This window comes from Alteromonas stellipolaris, assembly GCF_001562115.1.
GTDB classification, from domain to species: domain Bacteria; phylum Pseudomonadota; class Gammaproteobacteria; order Enterobacterales; family Alteromonadaceae; genus Alteromonas; species Alteromonas stellipolaris.
Genome location: NZ_CP013926.1, coordinates 1,266,097 through 1,282,634 on the forward strand (window position 1 = coordinate 1,266,097; position 16,538 = coordinate 1,282,634).

At 40.6% G+C, this 16,538-nt stretch carries 16 protein-coding genes; 12 read left to right on the forward strand and 4 right to left on the reverse strand.

What is annotated here, in order from left to right:
- Window positions 1-73 precede the first annotated feature (73 nt).
- The 7 genes from AVL57_RS05140 (at window position 74) to AVL57_RS05165 (ending at window position 8,190) form a co-directional block, all read left to right on the forward strand.
- Entirely contained in the window at window positions 74-1,519 is a 1,446-nt protein-coding gene (locus AVL57_RS05140; RefSeq protein ID WP_057791808.1) for a cryptochrome/photolyase family protein, read from the forward strand.
- A 7-nt stretch (window positions 1,520-1,526) separates the two neighbouring features.
- Window positions 1,527-3,065: a cryptochrome/photolyase family protein gene (locus tag AVL57_RS05145; RefSeq protein ID WP_057791810.1), complete on the forward strand. Its 1,539-nt coding sequence runs from the start codon at window positions 1,527-1,529 to the stop codon at window positions 3,063-3,065.
- Window positions 3,052-3,189 carry a DUF2256 domain-containing protein gene (locus tag AVL57_RS20980; RefSeq protein ID WP_082604920.1) on the forward strand — a complete coding sequence of 46 codons (138 nt, stop codon included), beginning with the start codon at window positions 3,052-3,054 and terminating at the stop codon, window positions 3,187-3,189. Before AVL57_RS05145 ends, AVL57_RS20980 begins: the two co-directional genes overlap by 14 nt.
- A 42-nt stretch (window positions 3,190-3,231) precedes the next feature.
- A complete protein-coding gene (locus tag AVL57_RS05150; RefSeq protein ID WP_057791812.1) occupies window positions 3,232-4,620 on the forward strand; it encodes a DUF2254 domain-containing protein in 1,389 nt (462 codons plus the stop codon).
- Window positions 4,621-4,716: 96 nt separating this feature from the next.
- Window positions 4,717-5,064 carry a hypothetical protein gene (locus AVL57_RS05155; protein WP_057791814.1) on the forward strand — a complete coding sequence of 116 codons (348 nt, stop codon included), beginning with the start codon at window positions 4,717-4,719 and terminating at the stop codon, window positions 5,062-5,064.
- A gap of 1,338 nt (window positions 5,065-6,402) precedes the next feature.
- Entirely contained in the window at window positions 6,403-7,527 is a 1,125-nt protein-coding gene (locus AVL57_RS05160; protein WP_057791816.1) for a tyrosine-type recombinase/integrase, read from the forward strand.
- 306 nt (window positions 7,528-7,833) lie between these two features.
- Window positions 7,834-8,190, forward strand: a complete 357-nt coding sequence (locus tag AVL57_RS05165; protein WP_057791818.1) for a hypothetical protein — start codon at window positions 7,834-7,836, stop codon at window positions 8,188-8,190.
- Window positions 8,191-8,256: 66 nt separating this feature from the next.
- Here the strand turns inward: AVL57_RS05165 and AVL57_RS05170 are convergent, their stop codons facing one another.
- Together AVL57_RS05170 and AVL57_RS05175 are read right to left on the reverse strand one after the other, a co-directional pair.
- Entirely contained in the window at window positions 8,257-8,613 is a 357-nt protein-coding gene (locus AVL57_RS05170) for a diacylglycerol kinase (protein ID WP_057791820.1), read from the reverse strand.
- A gap of 118 nt (window positions 8,614-8,731) precedes the next feature.
- Window positions 8,732-9,154: a universal stress protein gene (locus tag AVL57_RS05175; protein WP_057791822.1), complete on the reverse strand. Its 423-nt coding sequence runs from the start codon at window positions 9,152-9,154 to the stop codon at window positions 8,732-8,734.
- Between the two features lie 136 nt (window positions 9,155-9,290).
- Between AVL57_RS05175 and AVL57_RS05180 the strand changes: the two genes are divergently transcribed.
- Window positions 9,291-9,779, forward strand: a complete 489-nt coding sequence (locus AVL57_RS05180; RefSeq protein ID WP_057791824.1) for a c-type cytochrome — start codon at window positions 9,291-9,293, stop codon at window positions 9,777-9,779.
- Here the strand turns inward: AVL57_RS05180 and AVL57_RS05185 are convergent.
- The gene (locus AVL57_RS05185) at window positions 9,776-11,407 is read right to left on the reverse strand and encodes an FMN-binding glutamate synthase family protein (RefSeq protein ID WP_057791826.1); all 1,632 of its coding nucleotides are present in this window, start codon (window positions 11,405-11,407) and stop codon (window positions 9,776-9,778) included. The genes AVL57_RS05180 and AVL57_RS05185 overlap by 4 nt on opposite strands.
- 320 nt (window positions 11,408-11,727) lie before the next feature.
- Between AVL57_RS05185 and AVL57_RS05190 the strand changes: the two genes are divergently transcribed.
- The 3 genes from AVL57_RS05190 to bfr (AVL57_RS05200) all read left to right on the forward strand — a co-directional run bounded on the left by AVL57_RS05190 (window position 11,728) and on the right by bfr (AVL57_RS05200) (window position 14,382).
- A complete protein-coding gene (locus tag AVL57_RS05190; protein WP_057791829.1) occupies window positions 11,728-13,302 on the forward strand; it encodes a cation:proton antiporter domain-containing protein in 1,575 nt (524 codons plus the stop codon).
- Window positions 13,303-13,438: 136 nt separating this feature from the next.
- Window positions 13,439-13,915, forward strand: coding sequence for a bacterioferritin (gene bfr, locus AVL57_RS05195; RefSeq protein ID WP_057791831.1), 477 nt, complete (start codon window positions 13,439-13,441; stop codon window positions 13,913-13,915).
- Window positions 13,915-14,382, forward strand: a complete 468-nt coding sequence (bfr, locus tag AVL57_RS05200) for a bacterioferritin (protein ID WP_057791833.1) — start codon at window positions 13,915-13,917, stop codon at window positions 14,380-14,382. The genes bfr (AVL57_RS05195) and bfr (AVL57_RS05200) overlap by 1 nt, the downstream gene beginning before the upstream one ends.
- Before the next feature lie 6 nt (window positions 14,383-14,388).
- Here bfr (AVL57_RS05200) and AVL57_RS05205 read toward each other — a convergent pair whose 3' ends face one another.
- Entirely contained in the window at window positions 14,389-14,868 is a 480-nt protein-coding gene (locus AVL57_RS05205; protein ID WP_057791836.1) for a hypothetical protein, read from the reverse strand.
- 229 nt (window positions 14,869-15,097) lie between these two features.
- Here AVL57_RS05205 and ccoN point away from each other — a divergent pair, with 229 nt between their 5' ends.
- Entirely contained in the window at window positions 15,098-16,531 is a 1,434-nt protein-coding gene (ccoN, locus tag AVL57_RS05210; RefSeq protein WP_013784112.1) for a cytochrome-c oxidase, cbb3-type subunit I, read from the forward strand.
- The last annotated feature ends 7 nt before the right edge of the window (window positions 16,532-16,538 follow it).

Consider the following 16,538-nt stretch of genomic DNA (forward strand, 5'->3'; position numbering starts at 1 on the left):
ATCCTGCTTTCTGCGATTATCGTATCATACGCATGCGCAAGTGTTTATATATCGTTCAATAAAAGGGCTAACCGTGACAGTGCCAGTGTCGATAATGTGGTTCAGACAGGACCTTAGAGTAAAAGATAACCCCGCGTTAAATGCAGCCTGTGATGAGGGAAAAATAATCCCGATTTACATTTACGATGACAATGCACCTGATGGTAGAGCATTGGGAGGCGCAAGCAATTGGTGGTTACATCATTCGTTGAATTCATTGAACGACAGATTAAACGGTCATTTAAAAGTATTCAAAGGCGATCCTAAAGCGCTTATCCCCGCATTAATGGAAGCCTATGAAGCGAAAGGCATCTATTGGAATCGGTGTTATGAGCCTTGGCAAATTAATCGAGATAAAGCCATTAAAAAGCAGCTCTTAGATAATGAATTTGAGGCGCATAGTAGTAATGGTAGTTTGCTGTGGGAACCGATGAAGGTGCTAAAAAAAGACGGCACTCCATACCGAGTTTTCACCCCGTATTATCGAAAAGGTTGTTTAAACGTTGAGCCTCCACGCTACCCTCAGGCGCCGCCAGCTCGCATTACATACGCCGATGTGGATGATAGTAAGAACAGTAAAACTTACCGCCCTTGCGGTATAGATGCACTGAACTTACTTCCATCACTTGATTGGGACAGTGAATTTAAGAATCACTGGAAACCGGGTGAAGACGGTGCGGCTGACAATTTACAGAATTTCATTGAGCACTCTGCGCGTAAATATAAAGATGCGCGAGATATTCCATCAATGAATGGAACGTCTCATCTGTCACCTCATCTGCACTTTGGCGAGGTATCGCCTAATCAAGCGTGGTATGCCATTAAAGATAGATTTGAAACCACTGAAGATAAAAGCATAGACACGTACTTAAGTGAATTAGGCTGGCGCGAGTTCAGTTACTATTTGCTGTACCATTTTCCAACCATACCGAATAAAAACTTCAACGATAAGTTTGATAAATTCAATTGGCGACGTGATGCCAAATCTCTTAAAGCCTGGCAAAAAGGGCAAACCGGTATTCCTATTGTGGATGCGGGCATGCGCGAGTTATGGCAAACGGGGTATATGCACAATCGCGTTCGTATGATTGTAGGCTCGTTCTTAGTCAAAAACCTGCTTATAAGCTGGCACGAAGGCGAGCGCTGGTTTTGGGATTGCCTTGTAGACGCTGATTTAGCCAGCAATACCGCAGGTTGGCAATGGGTAGCAGGCACCGGCGCTGACGCTGCACCGTATTTCAGAATTTTTAACCCATTACTACAAGGCGAGAAATTCGATAAACAAGGCAAATACGTAAGAAAGTACTGCCCTGAACTTGCCGACCTTCCCGATAAGTACATACACAAACCTTGGGATGCACCACCGGTTATTGCTAAAGATGCTGGTGTCCATTTAGGTGATAATTATCCTAAACCCATTGTAGATTTAAAAGCATCGAGGCAGCGTGCCCTTGACGCATTTCAAGCTTTGAAAGAGTAGGGTACCCATGGCTTCTTTAATACTTATTTTAGGTGACCAGCTTACTCACAATTTGCCTGTACTAGAAAACGCGACAAAAACGAAAGACACCGTACTGATGGCCGAAGTGCGGGAAGAAGCTACCTACGTTAAGCATCATAAAAAGAAAATTGTTTTTCTTTTTAGTGCAATGCGGCATTTCGCAAAAGCATTAAAGGAAGACAATTTCAACGTTAGTTATATTGAATATAACGATGAAACAAATCAAGGTAGTTTGCTAGAACAGGTTAAACACGCGCTAGCACACGGTGAGTACGACAGTGTGAAAGTGACATCGCCGGGTGAATACCGCTTGCTAAAAAGCATGCAGCAATGGGAGCAAACCTTAGGTGTACCGGTCTGTATTATCAATGACTCTCGTTTTCTAGCTAGCCCTCAAGAATTTAGTGATTGGGCGAATGACAGAAAGCAATTGCGTATGGAGTTTTTCTATCGAGAGATGCGAAGAAAGCATGGCATCTTAATGGAAGATAAAAACCCTATTGGTGGGAAATGGAATTACGACTCTCAAAATCGTGAGCCCATGCCAGCAGGTACAAATGTGCCGACCCACACACAATTCAAAATAGATGCGATTACCCAAGACGTTATTGATTTAGTTGAAAACGAGTTCGGTGATCATTTTGGTGACATTAGTCCGTTTCATTTTGCCGTTACCCGTGACGATGCGCTTACGGTACTAAACGATTTTATTGAAGAACGCTTACCCCATTTTGGTCAATACCAAGATGCCATGGTTGAAGGTAAGCCGTGGTTGTATCATTCTCATATCGCCTTTTATTTAAACTGTGGTTTGTTAAGTCCTAAAGAAGCCATTAGTGCTGCGGAATCGGCTTATTACGCAGGCACGGCACCACTTAACTCGGTTGAAGGTTTTATACGCCAAATACTGGGGTGGCGAGAATTTGTGAGGGGGTTTTATTGGCACTTTATGCCTGGCCTTAAGAGCGATAATTATTTCAACAATGATCGTTCACTGCCTGATTTCTTTTGGGATGGGCAAACCAATATGAACTGCATGCGTCAATGCATAAAGGAAACTCAGGCAAATGCGTATGCTCACCACATTCAGCGATTAATGGTACTAGGCAACTTTTGTCTTTTAACCGGATTATCACCCGATGAGGTTCAGCAGTGGTACTTGTTGGTTTATGCCGATGCATATGAGTGGGTAGAACTGCCAAATGTAGCAGGCATGATTTTATACAGTGATGGCGGCCAGCTCGCGAGTAAGCCTTATGTCGCAAGTGGAAGTTACATTAATAAAATGTCGAACTACTGCAAAAACTGCGGATATCAAGTAAGTAAAAAGACTGGCCCGAAGGCATGCCCGTTTAATTACTTATACTGGCATTTCATTGATAAGCACAAAGAAAAATTAAGCGGCAACCCAAGAATGGCTATGATGTATAAAACCTATGGTCGAATGAAAGATGAAAACATCGATGCGATGAAAGACAGTGCGACCCTCTTTTTAACCAAATTATCCAAAAATGAAGAAGTCTGATCTACCAAGTAAAATGTGCCCTGTGTGCAACAGGCCTTTTACTTGGCGTAAGAAATGGGAGAAAAATTGGGATAATGTAGTTTACTGTTCTAAACGTTGTGCCGGTAACAAACGTATGAAATAGAAACTTCTGACTATAATTATAAAAAATAAAGGACACGAGTTCATGGATGCGCCTATTACGGTAGATAGATTGCGGTTTTTGCTATTTAGTTTGAAAGAGAAGCTATGGGTAAAGCCTTTATCATTATGCTTGTTGTCTATTGCTGCTGTTTTCGCTTCGAAACTGGCAGACGGTACGGCACTTGCGCAGCACCTTCCTACAGTTGAACAAGCCTCGGTTGAAACTTTGTTGTCCATTATGGCATCAAGCATGTTGGTCATAGCGACATTTTCAGCTGGCACTATGGTAAGTGCCTATTCATCTGCCAGTAGGTCATCCACGCCGCGTTCGGTGAGTTTAATCATCTCTGATGATGCCTCACAAAATGCACTGTCTACTTTTGTCGGCGCGTTTATCTTTAGCGTAGTCGCCATAACCGTCTCTAGTAACAACTTTTTCGAAGACGCTGGAATATTTCTTCTTTTTTGTCTTACCTGTTTAGTCTTTGCCATCGTCATTCTTACGTTTATCCGCTGGGTAGACAGTGTAGCCAGGCTAGGCCGTGTGGGTTCAACAGTACAAAAAGTTGAAGCTGCCGCAATGCGAGCCATTAATCATCGGTTGTCCACGCCACGACTCGGCGGTAAGCAGCAGCCAAAAAGCGTGAAAGAGCAGGGCGGTGATACCTCAAAATACCAAACCCTAACAACCGATAGCATTGGCTATGTTCAAATGGTTGATATGGCAAAAGTACAAGCCTGGGCTGAGGAACACGATACACAAGTACACATCGCCATGTTACCTGGGGAATTTTGTACACCCGATAGGCCGCTGTGCTATATAGAAAGCGTTAAGCAGAAACATTCCGTGGATAACAGCAAAAATAAAAGCAGTGACAAAGTTGACGGACAAAGTGATGGAAATGATGAGGGCAAAAGTAATGAGAAAATCGATAAAGCCGCACTACTTTCGGCATTTCAAATTGGAAGCGAACGGTCTTTTGAAGCCGACCCAAGATATGGCTTAGTGGTATTATCAGAAATAGCATCCCGTGCACTTTCGCCTTCGGTTAATGACCCGGGTACGGCCATTAGTATTCTTGGTAGTTATGCTCGGCTGTTTATTCAATGGGCGCAAAAAGAAGTTGAAAATGAAGCCGACGATATCAAATACCACAACGTAACCGTACCTAATATTAGCACTGAAGATATGTTTGATGACGCTTTTACTGGAGTTGCTCGAGATGGCGCATCTATGATTGAGGTTTCCATAAGAATGCAGAAAACCTTAGATGCCATTGCTAAAACTAGTAACGGTAAAGTCTCCACCGCAGCAACTGAACACGCCAAAACAGCCTATGAGCGCAGTATTAATGCATTAACCTATGAGGGCGATAAAGAAGCGTTAAATGCCATAGTGAACAAACTAAATCAAAAAAACTCTAATCCATAGAAATACTAATTTAAGCATTTAGTAATGTAATATTTAATTTCGAATAATATACTTTTAAATATGTGCACTGTATGAATCGGATTGAGGTGGTGTTTAATGAGCACAGAAGACGAAGGTAACAACCAACATATAGAAAACGTTATAGCATTTCCGACATGTTTAACAGCTGTAAGAAAAGTTATTACTACTTATATTACTAGCAAGCTAGTTGGCTGCCCGCAAAATTTAATAGATACCGCAATAGAAAATAGTATTAGCCACTATAAGCAGTTCGTACATAATGCGAATATTATCGAAAGTGTTGAAGTGTCTTTATCAGAAGATGACGTTATTTCACTGAATAAGAGCCTGACAAAAATTCAAAAAGAAAACCGCAAACAGCTGTTAAGAATGTTAGAGCGTATGATTGTGTTAGAAATAGAAAATGCCGCATTAAAGAATTAATACCATGAAGATCTTTCGTAAAACAACTTCCTTTACATATACTTTATAAGTACCTTTAATTTATAAAATCCTTCCTTCGTTTTGTTATCTATTGAAAATCAAATTTATCATTCTAGAAGTGCTTAACGAAATATCCATAACATACTAGCTTGCACACAGTGCGCGTATGCGAAAAGTTCGGCATACACCTCGCAAATCATCTCAGATTTTAATCTCACGCACGTCATAAAAACACATCTCATAACCACGCAATAACTGCATACGAAAATGTGTGTAAGCCATCACGCACGACAAACCGACCGAGAAGGCTGGCATCAACCACCCTAAACCCTCATATACTTAATTGCGCATAATGTATATTATGTTAAATAGAGTATTGATATAGCTAGGTAGGCAGGCGTGTTTGTAAGTCGATGTGTTCGCAACTCTGTATGTCGCGATAGCCGGCTTTGGGGCTGTTCCCTTCCCAAGGATTAGATATATTGAAGCGCTTTGTTTAAATTAATTAGGCATGCAATGAATACCATAATCTTAAAGGCAACAATTCGAAGCTTTACATGGTTGAAAGGCTCTATGTTAAATACATGAGTTGGCTATTATCACTATCAATTAAGATACTTTACGATTACGTTTAATCTATAAATTTACTGATAAGCTTTTGATTAAGGTTCTAAGTAAGGCTTGTTAGTTAATTATACAGGAAGATCGTATGAGTCTTTCCGTTGGTATGCTTTGTAACCTTAAATTGATTTGGTGAACAGATGTTGTGAGCAATATGAGATTCAAGCCTTTGCAGCTGACAACTTAATTAGCTAATTCTTTACTGATTATTCTTTATAAAAAATAGACGCCTAACCTATTTTTATAATTAAATTCTTACTTAGTAATAAGTGTGCAGTTAAATCTTCAATATAGTTTTATAAGAGAAATCTTTATCTTTAAAAACTAGCGATATAAACCATTTGAGATTTTAGGTAGGACTTTAGTTAATGCTGCTATTTTAATAAACACTAAATCCAGTGCTTAAAATATTCATTATTTAGACTAAGTTTAGGCAAAAGGAATTGGAAAATCAGCTAATCTAAATGCGCTTCTACGTGAAATCTGAGCGCATAATAGAGGTATATACCGTTAAATTTTACGTAGCGCACGTTCAATAAATAACCGATTAGATCGATAAAAGGTCACTAATACTGTTAAAGCTGTATATAAAAACAGTATACATGTGTAGAATTGGGCTGATACAAGGCTATCTAAGTAAATTCACGCATGATAACTGTAATTATCATGCGTGAATTTAACTGCCTTAATTAATCATAATAACAATGAGTTAGTTAGATGTCGTCTATATTCAGTCCTGGTTCAAATACCCAACTATCAATCGTCGATCGTGACAGTGCTAGTAGCGAACGAGCTGAATATGTTGATGCGTATTTTCGTGACATTTTCACGAAGCTACCGCGTAATACACAACGCGCTTATATTAGTGATTTTAACGACTTCGCTATCTTTTGCCAGTCTGAAGGTATTGATAGCTTTAGTAATGATTTCTCTCATAATGAACATGCAATCAAACGCTATGTGGAAGAACTCTGTAAGTCTCCCCTCGCCTACAGAACTATTAAGCGGCGCCTGTCAGCGCTTAGTAAATTTTTGGGTATTGCAAAGCTTCCAAATCCTATCATCCAATCTGTTTATCTTCGAGATTTCGTTCGACTCTCGCTTATTGAAAATCGTAAATTTCAACTCAGTCATAACCAAGCCGTTCCCCTTACTATCGATTTACTGGATGAGATAAACAATAAGATTATTCCAGACACCTTGTTAGAGATGCGTGACTTAACCATCATGAACTTAATGTTTGATGCTCTCTTACGAGCTGATGAGTTAGTGCGTGTTTGTGCTGAACATATCAGTAGACGCAACAATGCATTATTGGTGGTTACGTCAAAGTCTGACCAAAGCGGTAAGGGTTCTCATAGATTTATTTCTACTAGCACTATTAACATGGTGGATGAGTACATTGCTGAGGCTAATTTTGATGTGAAGTTGCAAAGTGAACGACTTACCGATGATCCTCGTCGTATAAACAAAGGTATATTGTTCCGCCGTGTTTCTAACCGTGGCCATGCACTTTTACCTTTTGACGAGCAGCCTAATACGCATCATCATTCAGCGGCTCATTCACCGGTATATGATCCTGCTTTGCAATCAATCTTAGATTATTCGAGTGTCTATCGGATATGGAAACGAATTGCTGCTCGTGCAGGAATAAAAGAAAACATTACACCTCATAGTGGCCGAGTTGGTGGCGCGGTTTCACTTGCTGAGAATGGTGCCACATTGCCAGAGCTTCAATTGGCTGGGGGCTGGCAATCGCCTGAAATGCCAGGTCACTATACACAACAAGCTAACGTTAAACGTGGTGGAATGGCCAAGTTATCAGAAAAATTCAAACGTTAATTTATGTTTTCGCCTAATACTTGTTACTTGATATAAGATTTATCTCATTATTCTGGTTAACAGTAGAATTTGTTAGTGACGAGCGAAACATTTATAAGTAACTGATATAATTAAATTTATTGCACCTCTTGAGTTACGCGTAACTTTTCAGTGCTCATTTCCTCCTTTTTCCTTTTCTTTTGCCCTTATTTTACCCACCTCTCCTCCCTATTTTTGCTTTCTTTTATCTTGTTTGTTTTCAACAATTGAACCCATTTATCGAATGGTTTCGTACCAACTAATATAGGTACTAAAAAAGGAAATGTTATGTCTAATGGTATTAACGCCTCACACGGTAAAACAATTGCTGAACTCGTCATCCCATCTAAAACCTGGTCTCTACACCCAGAGAAAAAACCTGCATTCACTACAGTTGACGAAGCCATTGATTATTTTGCTGACAACAATGAGCCTCTTTATATTAAGGTGCCATTTGTAGGTGAAGATGATGATGTATTGGTTCATGTCAATTCTAGCGGAGAAGATGTGGTGTTTACTATTTCCGATTTGAATCACGGCGGTGAAAGTCGTGTTGATGCATCTCACCTTAAGAATTTGAGCAGCTCTGTGGTGGAGTTAATCGAGCAATGTTACGACGGTAAGAAAAGTCCCGAGACCATGTAATAGGGTAATAGGTTAGCCATCTTTTGTAATTTAACGTATGGCTTTGGAAGTCTTCGTTTAGTATTATTACAGTAAGATGATTCCCCATGTTACTAACGCCAATATCAAGCTGATAAATACTGCGGCCGACCCTATGTCTTTGGCCTTCCCTATCAGTTCGTGCATATCAGTACTTACATGATCAGATAATTTTTCTACAGCGGTGTTAAGTAATTCGGTAATAAGCACTATAAACAGCGAAAAGAGTAACAGTACTCTTTCGCTGTTTGTTACATCTAGTATGAACACAATGGGAATTAAAAGCGCCATTGCTACAATTTCTTGTCTAACTGCAGCTTCACTCGAAAATGCCGCTTTTATTCCTCGACAGGAGTAGATAGTTGCAAAATACAAACGAGTGAAACCTGAGCGCTTTGGTGGCATAACATCACAGTGTTTTAAGTCATTATTCTTAAACACTAACTTATTTAAATGACAGATATGTTACGTGTGTTTCAGCGCTAGTATTAAGCTCTCTCGCTATATACTCGCTATACATTTGCTATATTTTTACCGCCAACACATCTCTTTTCACACCATGTAGTACAGCATTGGCCGTAGAGCCAAGCAAAAGGCGAAGCCCGCTTTGTCCATGTGTGCCTATCACAATAAGATCAGCGTTAAGCTTTTCTGCTAAGTGATGTATTTCATCAGCAGGTGAACCAATTTCAACATTTAAATTGCTCGTTGGAATATCGTTGATTGCCGCAATGTCTTTCAGTTTTGTCATTGCTTGATCTTGCACGTCTTGTGAATAATCACGCTCCAAAAACAACCCGTAGGGTTCAACGTTTGTTTGTGGAAATGCCACATAGAGTAAATGAACGTTCTTTGGATCTGGGGCTACCCGCAATGCTCTCGACAAAATTTGGGTATAGTCTGAAAACACATCAACAGGTACTAAAACAGTGGTGTAATCGTTCATCAGTTCATTCCATTATTGGGAGTGGATAATCACAATATAGTTAACTTCTGTTCACAATTCTTTGATTGAAATCAATTCACGGTTCTAGATTTGCACCATAATAAAAATTCAAAGTAATAAAGTTGGAGTCGTGAACATGGCAAAGCTTACTTCTGTATTACCGTTTGTTGCGCTGTTATTGACAGGATGTGATTTAGGACCTGAGTCGCCTCGTGGATTTAGCTTACCTGAGGGGAACGCTGATGCTGGAAAAGTGGCATTTCAAAAATACCAGTGCACTGATTGTCATCAAATAGAAGGTATAACCATGCCAGATGACCATGCCTATCTTGTTCCAAAACCTATACCTTTAGGAGGAAGCAGCGGTAGGATCACCACGTACGGTGAATTGGTCACCAGCGTAATAAACCCCTCACACAAACTAACACGCAGGCAGCCCGTTAGCATGACTTCCGTAGATGGAGAGTCTCGCATGCGCAACATGAACAATGTACTTACGGTTCAAGAACTCATTGATTTAGTTGCTTATTTACAACCTAAATATAAAGTAGTTCCCTATAGAACGTCTGAGTATCGGTTGTACCAATTACGCATGCCAGAACAAGATAGTCAGGGCGAAAATTAAGACACTGATTTCGTTTCTTCTTCGATTTCAGCCAACAAGCTGCATGGCATAAAGCTATCAGAATTAGCTTCTTTAACGTGCAGCTTAAATCGCTCAGGAATATCATCACCCAACAGTGTTCCGGTTTTCACTAGCGGAAAGATTTCGTCGTACCGAGCGATACTTGCTTGATTGACACGTCTAAATATATGTGTGCGATTTAATTCCGTTGTACTCACATGCCCTGTTGAAGACAGCATATCCATTAATGCATGCAGTGTCTTTTTGTGAAAGCGATACACTCGCTCTGATTTATCTGTTACGTCTAGCCCTTTAGTAAGTTTTGGATCTTGCGTTGCCACGCCGGTTGGGCATTTATTAGTGTTACATGAAAGCGACTGCACACAGCCAAGCGCCAACATCATACCTCTTGCGCTATTACAAATATCCGCGCCTAAACTTAAGTTTTTAACCAATTGAAATGCAGAAATTATTTTTCCCGATGCAATGATTTTAATTTCTTTTCTTAAGTCGAAGCCAATTAAACAGTCATCTACAAAAGCCAAGGCTTCTCTAAGCGGAAACCCAATTGAATTTGTATACTCTAATGGCGCAGCGCCTGTACCGCCCTCTCCTCCATCAACGGTGATAAAATCGGGTGTAATACCGGTTTCTACCATTGCTTTACACATGGCGATAAATTCACTTTTTCGGCCTAAAGCTAGTTTAATGCCAATGGGCTTACCACCACTTAGATCGCGAAGCTTTTGTATATAATCGATCATCTCTAACGGCGTAGAGAAGGCGCTATGGCGTGGCGGAGAGTCTACCTGAGTACCTGGTTCTACCCCTCTAATCTTAGCGATTTCCGGTGTGTTTTTATAAGCGGGTAATATACCGCCGTGGCCTGGTTTTGCGCCTTGGCTTAATTTTATTTCAATCATTTTAACTTGCGGCAAACAGGCTTTTTCTTTAAACAGATCGGCATCAAACTTTCCGTCTTTAGTTCGGCATCCAAAATAACCAGTACCAATTTGCCAAACAATGTCGCCACCGTTTTCTTCATGGTAAGGTGTTAAACCTCCTTCTCCGGTATTGTGGAAAAAATTACCTTTTTTAGCGCCTTTGTTGAGCGCCAATATGGCATTTTTAGACAGGCTGCCGAAGCTCATCGCACTAATATTAAGAATGCTTGCATGATATGGTTGCTTACAGTCTTTGCCACCAATCGTTACTCTTGGATCGTGGTTCATTTCATCAATATCACGGGCCGATAATGAGTGCCCTATCCATTCATAACCATCGTCGTAAGTATTTAATTGGGTGCCAAAAGGAATAGTTTCTCTGCTGTCTTTCGCTCGTTGGTACACAATAGAGCGAAACATACGGGAAATAGGCGTACCGCCAGTATCTGATTCTAAAACATACTGCTGTATAAAAGGCCGCAGTGATTCAACGGTCCAGCGAGTTCTGCCAATTAACGGGAAGTTTTTTAGGATCGCATGTTTATTCTGGACTGTATCGAAGATTGCTAAGACGAGTAACAACACGGTTAATAATAGAAACCACCACGCGGGATGCCAGTAAAAGCCTACCAGTAAGTTAAAAATAAATAATGCCGTTAAGGTTCCTAAGATTTGATTTCGCATAGCTACTCCATGTGTGATTATCAGTTTTTACTGTTCCAACACAATTTTGGGTTTTATTAGGCGGTACATTTACTTATTACTATATCTTTAATTAATAAAACCTACAGCGATATAAACGCAACATAATGGTATCTACCTTTTACCATTCGCTCATGTTCCATTACATGCTAATCTAAAGACTTCTATATACATCAGCGTGTTGAGCACTTTTAATGATCGCCGCTAACTTATGTAAAAATGTAAGGTAGGAATGTCATGGCTAAAACGGACTACAAACATTCCTATTTGTACTAACTAATCGAAATGGTGAAAGGTAATTCATGGAGTATGCATTTCTTCTGTTCGCATTTGTTTGCGGTTTAACGGTTAAACTTATTGGGATCCCCCCGTTAGTAGGTTACTTGGTCGCGGGCTTCTTACTAAATTTCTCAGGCTACACACTCACTGGTGATCTTACCAAGATAGCCAACTTGGGCATTACCATTATGTTGTTCACTATCGGTTTAAAATTGAACGTTCGCGACTTAAGTAAACGTGAAGTGTGGGCCGGTAGTATTTCGCACACCCTTATTTGGGTGGGAATTGTTACTTGTGGTGTGTATGGCATAGCTGCCGTTGCCAGCCAATATATAGAAGGATTAACGTGGCAAAGCGCTACGCTGATTGCCTTTGCGTTAAGCTTCAGCAGTACGGTTTGTGTTATTAAGGTGCTAGAAGAAAGCGGTGAAAGTAAAACCCGTCATGGTCGCCTTGCCATTGGCATTTTGGTTATGCAAGACGTGTTTGCTGTTATATTTTTAGTGGCTGCCACAGGCAAACTGCCCTCGGTATGGGCACTTGGGCTACTGGCTCTTATTCCCGCTATGCCGCTTATTAACCGTGTTATCAATAAGTCAGGTCACGGAGAGTTACTACCCCTTACTGGATTTATTCTTGCGTTAGGTGGTTATCACTTATTCGAGCTAGTGAATATCAAAGGTGACTTGGGCGCACTGATATTTGGCATTATGTTAGCGCAACATGAAAAAGCCAGCGAACTTGCTAAGTCGTTACTCAGTTTTAAAGACTTATTCTTGATTGGCTTTTTCCTTACCATCGGGCTAACCGCACTTCCTGATTTCAATATGATTATTATTGCGTTGGTGTTCTGTTTATTTATCCCTATAAAGGCAGCATTATTCTTTGGCTTATTTACGTCGCTACGATTACGAGGCAGAACGTCTTATTTAAGCAGCCTTGTACTGTCTAATTTCAGTGAATTTGGTCTTATTGTCGGCGCGCTTGCCGTATCGCTGGGTTTACTGGCTGAAAGCTGGTTGGTAGTCATTGCGCTTTCACTGTCTGTCTCGTTCGTTATTACCAGTGTGTTGTACCGCACCTCGCATTCTCAGTATCACAAATATAAAGACACCATTAAACGTTACGAAAAGAACCGTCGTCTTAAAGAAGACATTTACCCTACTTTGCACAAAGCAGAATTTTTAGTGCTGGGAATGGGACGTGTTGGGCAAGGTGCGTTTAATGCGCTGTCTAAACTTGCTGATGTAAGCGTATGGGGTATGGACGCCGACAGAGTGAAAGTAAAACAACTTGCCAGTGAAGGATTAAATGTTATTTGCGGCGACGGTGAAGATGTTGATTTATGGGACAACCTTGAAATTAAAAACGTTCATTTAATTCTGTTAGCCCTACCTTCTATACAAGATGCAATCAATATTACTCGCCAATTAAGAAACGCGGGTTACACCGGTAAAGTAGCGGCAATCGCCCGGTATGAAGATGAAGTGAATTATTTATTAGAACAAGGCGTAGATAAAGTATTTAACTTTTTCACCGAAGCGGGTTTAGGTTTTGCCGAAGAAAGTTTAGCCTATGCAAATACGCAACAAGAGTAGCTGGCTATTCTTAATGCAAACAAAGGATGAAGTGATAACCATTTCCATTTGTATGCCATTGTTTTTAAAGTAATTTTTTGACATTTTTGCGTTTCCGTTCTACACTAGCTTCATATTCTTAATTAAGGTTCTTACTATGCAAGGTGACAAACAAGTCGTCGCAAAGCTGAATGATGTACTCACTAGTGAGTTAACGTCTATAAATCAGTACTTTCTGCATGCACGTATGTTCAAAAATTGGGGCTTACAAGAGCTCAATGAAAAGAACTACAAAAAATCGATTAAAGACATGAAGCAAGCAGATGAGTTGATTGAGCGCATTCTATTTTTAGAAGGGTTACCTAACCTTCAAGCGTTGGGCAAGCTTTACATTGGCGAAGATACTGAGGAAATGCTGAGCTGCGATGCCAGATTCCAAAAAGAACAGCTGCCACTGTTACGTGAAGCTATCGCACTATGCGAAGAAAAGCAGGATTACGTTACACGGGATATCCTCGAATCAATTTTAGAGTATGAAGAAGATCATTTAGATTGGATTGAAACTCAAGAATATCAAATTGGCGCTATGGGTATTGAAAACTACCTTCAGGCGCAAGTAATGGGAGATGACTAATGAAAGGTAATCAAACCATCATTAAAGGTCTAAACGAGCTACTTTCATACGAATTAGCAGCGATGGATCAATACTTCATTCATTCACAAATGTATTTGGATTGGGGTCTTACTAAGCTTTATGAGCGTATCGACCACGAATTTGACGATGAGCGTGGCCACGCCACTAAACTTATCGAGCGTATGCTGTTTTTAGAAGGCGTACCTGACATGGTCACACGAACTGGTTTTAAAGTAGGTTCAGATGTACCTGAAATGCTTGAAAGCGACCTTCGTGTTGAATATGAGGTAGATGCAAAACTTAAAGAAGTCATCGCGTTATGTGAGTCTGAAAAAGACTATGTAACACGTGATATCTTAGTAGTACTACTTGACGATACCGAGCGCGACCATGCGCATTGGTTAGAACAACAACTTGGCCTAGTTAAACGCCTTGGTTTGTCTAACTATTTGCAATCTCAGATGTAATTCATACTACATTCTCGTTTCGAAGTTCAGGTAGCTTGGTGCTGCCTGCCCTTCTATATTTAACCGCAATTGCCACCTCATTGCCGATTCGTTACAGCTTCCTAACATAAACCAGCCTGACCACTCTCCATTGTTTTTATTTTCAAGTAATACGGGCACTTTTCCCATGTACATGTTTACGCCTTCAATCCAGGCACTTTCTATTTTTGTTCCGACAGGCAAATCTAGAACTAAGGTAATAGAGGTTTCAGGTTCTACTTTCTGTGAAAATTCCGCATAGGCGTGTCTGCCGTGTATTAAAAATTCACAGTGCTCGTTGACAAATGTACAGCTCTCTCCTATTTCATTTAAGGAGCTTGAAGAAGGCGTAGCGGACATTTGGTATTGATGCACTGCAAATACACATACTGCAACGACAAAAATGCAAAGGGGGGCAAGCCACTCTTGTGAATAAAATGATCTCTTTTTGTTACTGTTTTTTAGCATTTCTTAAATTTTGTATATTTCTTCATTGATGGAGATCAAGCTCAGGTAGTTTATGGTATCTTTTTGTAATTAAAAACCTTATCATCCGCGTACCAACTGGCTTGGAGACTATAATTATTACTCTTTCCGAGCTCGGTGTGAAGCGTTATTCCGTTGCTTTCGCATGTCTAGACCGTACTTGAACGGCTGTTGGAGACCATAGTTCATTTGAAGTGGAAGATTCATTAAAATGAGTGAAATAAGCCAAGCACAACCTGACTACAATTATAAAGTAGTTAGGCAATTTACCATTATGACCATAGTCTGGGGTATCATTGGTATGGGCCTAGGGGTATTTATTGCCGCGCAATTATTTGCACCTATGCTTAACTTTGACACACCATGGCTAACATTCTCGCGTCTGCGTCCTTTGCATACCAATGCCGTTATTTTTGCCTTCGGCGGCTGTGCTTTGTTCGCGACGTCATACTACATCGTTCAGCGTACCTCACAGGTTAGACTGTTCAGTGACAAACTTGCTGCATTTACGTTTTGGGGCTGGCAAGCCGTTATCGTATTAGCGGTAGTTTCTCTACCTTTAGGTTTAACCAGCTCGAAAGAATACGCTGAACTAGAATGGCCAATCGACATACTGATTACGCTGGTCTGGCTCGCTTATATCATTAACTTCTTCGGAACCCTAGTTATCCGAAAAGTGTCGCATATTTATGTTGCGAACTGGTTCTTAGGGGCGTTCATGCTTACCGTTGCTGTATTGCACATTGGTAATAGCATGGCCATTCCGGTGTCTTTCACTAAGTCTTACTCATTGTATGCAGGCGCAGTAGACGCCATGATGCAGTGGTGGTATGGCCATAACGCAGTAGGTTTCTTCCTAACTGCTGGCTTCTTAGGCATGATGTATTACTTCGTTCCTAAGCAAGCAGGTCGCCCAGTTTACTCGTACAGATTATCTATTGTTCACTTTTGGGCATTGATTTCATTGTACATTTGGGCTGGTCCTCACCACTTACATTATACTGCCCTACCCGATTGGACACAGTCGCTAGGTATGGTGATGTCTATCATTCTATTTGTTCCTTCTTGGGGCGGAATGATAAACGGTATAATGACGCTATCTGGTGCATGGCATAAATTGCGTACTGACCCTGTATTACGTTTCTTAATTGTTTCATTGTCTTTCTATGGTATGTCTACCTTTGAAGGCCCAATGATGGCAATTAAAACAGTTAACGCATTGTCTCACTACACAGATTGGACTATCGGCCACGTACACTCAGGTGCACTAGGTTGGGTAGCCATGGTATCAATTGGTTCTATTTACCACTTAATACCTATTCTGTTTGGTCAGCCAGCGATGTACAGCACACGTCTTGTTAATGTTCACTTTTGGTTAGCAACAATTGGTGTAGTGCTTTATATCGTAGCAATGTGGATGTCAGGTGTTCTTCAAGGGCTAATGTGGCGTGCAGTAAATGCTGACGGTACATTAACGTATAGCTTTGTAGAATCGCTTGAAGCGTCTAAACCTTTCTATGTGGTTCGTTTCATTGGTGGTTGTTTCGTGGTTACCGGCATGCTTATCATGGCTTATAACACATGGAAAACCGTTCGTGCCCCTAAAGGTAGTATCGCTGCTGATGTTACAACTCAGCCAGCGTAATAAGGAG